Origin of the sequence: Caballeronia sp. BR00000012568055 (assembly GCF_029439455.1) — a bacterium.
Classification (GTDB): Bacteria; Pseudomonadota; Gammaproteobacteria; order Burkholderiales; family Burkholderiaceae; genus Caballeronia.
Window position 1 is genome coordinate 1 of the sequence record NZ_JAQFVG010000050.1, and the last position, 4194, is coordinate 4194.

The following is a 4194-nucleotide window of genomic DNA, read 5'->3' on the forward strand; positions in this document are numbered from 1 at the left end:
AACAAGGACAGAATAACGAGATGACATTCTCTTTACAATCAATACCCTGAATCACAGCACCTTAATATATTGCTTAGAAGCAATCTTTAAAGAAAAACCAGAGCCGCCGACCATTCAGTTGACTTTCTCTTTAAATCACTCCAGCATAATTAAGCGAATAAAACGCATGCGGCGCTGACAAAACCATGGGCCGCATGAAAATACGCAGTTCAAGAAGCGGGCAAAGCACCCGTAGTTAAACAAGTTGTGCGCATGTCATCAAGATAATGATTTCTCGCCAGGCATTATTCGGCAAACTCGGGACAACGCTTTTCCGAAGCATCGAGTCTGCGACCACCTTCTGCAAACTGCGCGGCAATCCGTATGTCGAGCTGGTTCACTGGATTCACCAATTACTCCAGTTACCCGACAGCGATTTGCATCGCATCATTCGGCATACGGGAATAGAGCGGGAATCGCTCGAACACGATCTGGCGCGCGCGCTGCGCTCGCTGCCAGCCGGCGCGAGTTCGATCAGCGATTTCTCGCATCATGTCGAACTGTCCATCGAGCGCGCGTGGGTGCTTTCGTCACTCGTTTTCGGTGACCGTCGCATTCGTGGCGGCTGGCTGATTGCCGCGTTGCTCGAAACGCCTGAGTTGCGACGTGTTCTGTTGTCCGTATCGACGGCGTTCGGGCGTATTTCGCTCGACGGCCTGCATGAAGCCTTGCCGCAGTGGATCGCAGGATCGCCCGAAGCTGACGATGCGCCGTACGAAGGCGGAGACTTCGCGCCCGCCCTGCCCGGTGACGCATCACATTCGATGGACGCCTCCGGCGCATCGGCTCGGAACGCACTGGAACAATACTGCACGGACCTCACGGCACTTGCACGTGCCGGCGAGATCGACGCCGTGGTGGGACGCGATCAGGAAATCCGCACCATCATCGACGTGCTCTTGCGCCGTCGGCAAAACAATCCCTTGCTCACGGGCGAAGCCGGTGTCGGCAAAACAGCGGTGGTCGAGGGACTGGCCTTGTCGATCGCGTGCGGCGAAGTGCCTGCCGTGCTGTCCAACGTACGGTTGCTCTCGCTCGATTTCGGCGCGCTGCTTGCCGGCGCGAGAATGAAGGGCGAGTTCGAATCGCGGCTGAAGAACGTGCTCGAAGCGGCGAAAAAATCGGTTACGCCGGTCATTCTCTTCGTCGATGAAATCCACACGCTGGTTGGCGCAGGCGGCCAGGCCGGAACGGGCGATGCGGCAAATCTTCTCAAGCCCGCACTCGCGCGCGGCGCGGTTCGCGTAATCGGCGCAACGACCTGGGCCGAATACAAACGTCATATCGAGAAAGACCCCGCGCTCACGCGACGTTTCCAGACCTTGCAAGTCGCCGAGCCGCAGGAAAGCGCCGCCATCGATATGGTTCGTGGACTTGCTCGCACATTCGCGCGGCATCACGGCGTGATCGTGCGCGACGAAGCCATTCGCGCCGCCGTCACGCTATCGCATCGCTATATTCCGTCGCGGCAATTGCCCGACAAAGCCATCAGTCTTCTCGATACCGCATGTGCCCGCGTCGCGCTTTCTCAGCAAGCGCCGCCGCGCGAATTGCAGAACGTGCAGCAGCGGCTGCAATCAGCGCGCGTGGAAAGCGACCTGCTCGAACAGGAAGCCCGGATCGGACTCGATGCTAAAGACGCGCTGTCTCAAGCGCGCACTCGCATCGACACGTTGCTTGCGGAGCAAGACGCATTGGAAGCGCGCTGGAAATCTCAGGCCGCCGCCGCGCAAATGCTTGCCGACGCAGCGTTGACGCCCGATGAGCATGGCAGCGATGAAACCGAACGCCCCACGCCCGCCACATTGCGTGATCTCGAACAAGCGCTGCGCGATATGCAGGGCGAAACGCCACTGGTGTTTCCGGAAGTCGATGAAACCATCGTCGCGGAGATCGTTTCCGATTGGACCGGCATACCCGTCGGCCGCATGGTGACCGACGACATCGCCGCCGTGCGCCGCTTGTCCGATACGCTCGCGGCACGCGTGATCGGCCAGTCCGAAGCGCTGAAGCAGATCAGCGAGCGTGTGCAGACCGCGCGCGCCGGACTTGCCGATCCGAAGAAACCGCTCGGCGTGTTTCTACTGACCGGGCCATCCGGCATCGGCAAAACCGAGACGGCGCTGGCGCTGGCGGAGGCGCTGTATGGCGGTGAGCAGAATCTCATCACCATCAACATGAGCGAATATCAGGAAGCGCACACGGTCTCGGGACTCAAAGGCGCGCCGCCCGGCTATGTCGGTTATGGCGAAGGCGGCGTTCTCACCGAAGCGGTAAGAAGGCGACCCTATTGCGTCGTACTACTCGATGAAATCGAGAAGGCGCATCGTGATGTGCACGAGGTTTTCTTCCAGGTCTTCGACAAGGGCTACATGGAAGATGGCGACGGACGTTTCATCGATTTTCGCAATACAACCATTCTGCTCACCAGCAACGCTGCCGCGGAACTCACCGCGAGCCTCTGCGCGGATGTATCGCTTGCGCCCGATCAGAACGCGCTGCGTTCGGCGCTCTCACCGGAATTGCTGAAGACCTTTCCGGCCGCGTTTCTCGGACGCGTGAATGTAGTGCCGTACCGACCTCTCGCGCATGAGTCTCTTGCGAGCATCGTGCGACTGCACCTCGATCGTGTCGTGAAGCGCATGGCCGAAAACCACGGCATCGCGCTCGGATTCGGCGCGGCGCTGGTCGATTACATCGTGAGTCATTGCCTCGTTCAGGAAACCGGCGCGCGAGTGTTGATCGGCTTTATCGATCAATACGTTCTACCGCGTCTTTCCGCGTTGTGGCTGGATGCTTTCGCGGCGAAACGCGAGATTCGCCAGATTTATATCGACGTGACGGATGCGCAGGCCGCACCTTCCAGCGCCATCACATTCACGCTCGACAAAACCGTTGACGTCTCATCGCTCTGAATACTTTTTTGTTTCGGATAACTATATGTCCCAATCCAATAGTTCGCAGAAGTTCATCGCGCGCAATCGTGCGCCGCGCGTGCAGATCGAGTACGACGTCGAAGTCTATGGCTCGGAGAAGAAAGTCGAATTGCCCTTCGTGATGGGCGTGCTCGCCGATCTGGCGGGCAAGCCGGTCGAGCCGCTGCCCGCCGTCGCCGATCGGCGTTTCCTCGATATCGACATCGACAACTTCGATGAGCGTATGAAGGCAATCAAGCCGCGCGTTGCTTTCTCCGTGGCGAACACGCTGACGGGCGAAGGGCGCTTGATGGTGGATATGACTTTCGAGAGTATCGAAGACTTCTCGCCGGCGGCGGTTGCCCGCAAGGTCGATTCGTTGAATCAGTTGCTTCAGGCGCGCACGCAGCTCGCCAACCTGCAAACCTATATGGACGGGAAATCCGGCGCCGAAGCGCTCGTGAACAAGCTGCTTGCCGACCCGGCCCTGCTCAAGTCGCTGGCTGCTGCGCCCAACCCCGAATCCGCGACGGAAGAATCGAACGCCGGGCCCACGTTCAACTGAAATCGAATCACGCAAAGGAACCCTATGTCAGCCAATCAGGCCCAGGCAAGCGCCGTCGCGGTCAAGACACACGACGACTTCACACAACTGCTCGACCGGGAATTTCGCCCGAAGACAGATCAGGCTCGCGAGTCCGTCGAGCGCGCCGTGCGCACGCTCGCCGAGCAGGCGCTGCATCAATCCGTCACGATCAGCGACGACGCTTACAAAAGCATCGAAGCGATCATCGCGCAAATCGATCATAAGTTATCCGAACAGATCAACCTGATTCTGCATCAGGAAGATTTCCAGAAGCTCGAATCGGCGTGGCGCGGACTTCATCATCTGGTTTCGAATACCGAAACCGATGAGCGTCTGAAGATTCGTTTTATGGATGTGTCGAAAGAAGACTTGCGACGCACGATGAAGCGATACAAAGGCATCGCGTGGGATCAGAGTCCGCTGTTCAAGCAGATTTACGAAGAGGAATACGGTCAGCTCGGCGGCGAGCCGTATGGCTGCCTCGTTGCGGACTACTACTTCGATCACACGCCGCCCGACGTCGATCTGCTTGGCTCCATCTCGAAGGTCGCCGCGGCTTCGCATACGCCGTTCATTTCCGGCGCTTCGCCTTCCGTGCTTCAGATGGAATCGTGGCAGGAGTTGGCCAATCCGCGCGACCTGACCAAAATCTTC

General features: G+C 58.6%; 3 protein-coding genes. All 3 read left to right on the plus strand.

Going from position 1 to position 4194, the window contains the following annotated elements:
• Positions 1 to 263: 263 nt before the first annotated feature.
• Positions 264 to 2954 (plus strand): type VI secretion system ATPase TssH, encoded by a 2691-nt coding sequence (gene tssH / locus P7F28_RS03875; protein WP_277183124.1) that lies wholly within the window; start codon positions 264 to 266, stop codon positions 2952 to 2954.
• 25 nt (positions 2955 to 2979) lie between these two features.
• Positions 2980 to 3519 (plus strand): type VI secretion system contractile sheath small subunit, encoded by a 540-nt coding sequence (gene tssB, locus P7F28_RS03880; protein WP_277183122.1) that lies wholly within the window; start codon positions 2980 to 2982, stop codon positions 3517 to 3519.
• 24 nt (positions 3520 to 3543) lie between these two features.
• The coding region (locus P7F28_RS03885) for a type VI secretion system contractile sheath domain-containing protein (RefSeq protein ID WP_277183123.1) at positions 3544 to 4194 on the plus strand (651 nt) is incomplete at its 3' end.

Excerpts from the sequence above, each read along its gene's own strand:
- tssB (WP_277183122.1), top strand. The coding sequence starts at position 2,980 with ATGTCCCAATCCAATAGTTCGCAGAAGTTCATCGCGCGCAATCGTGCG.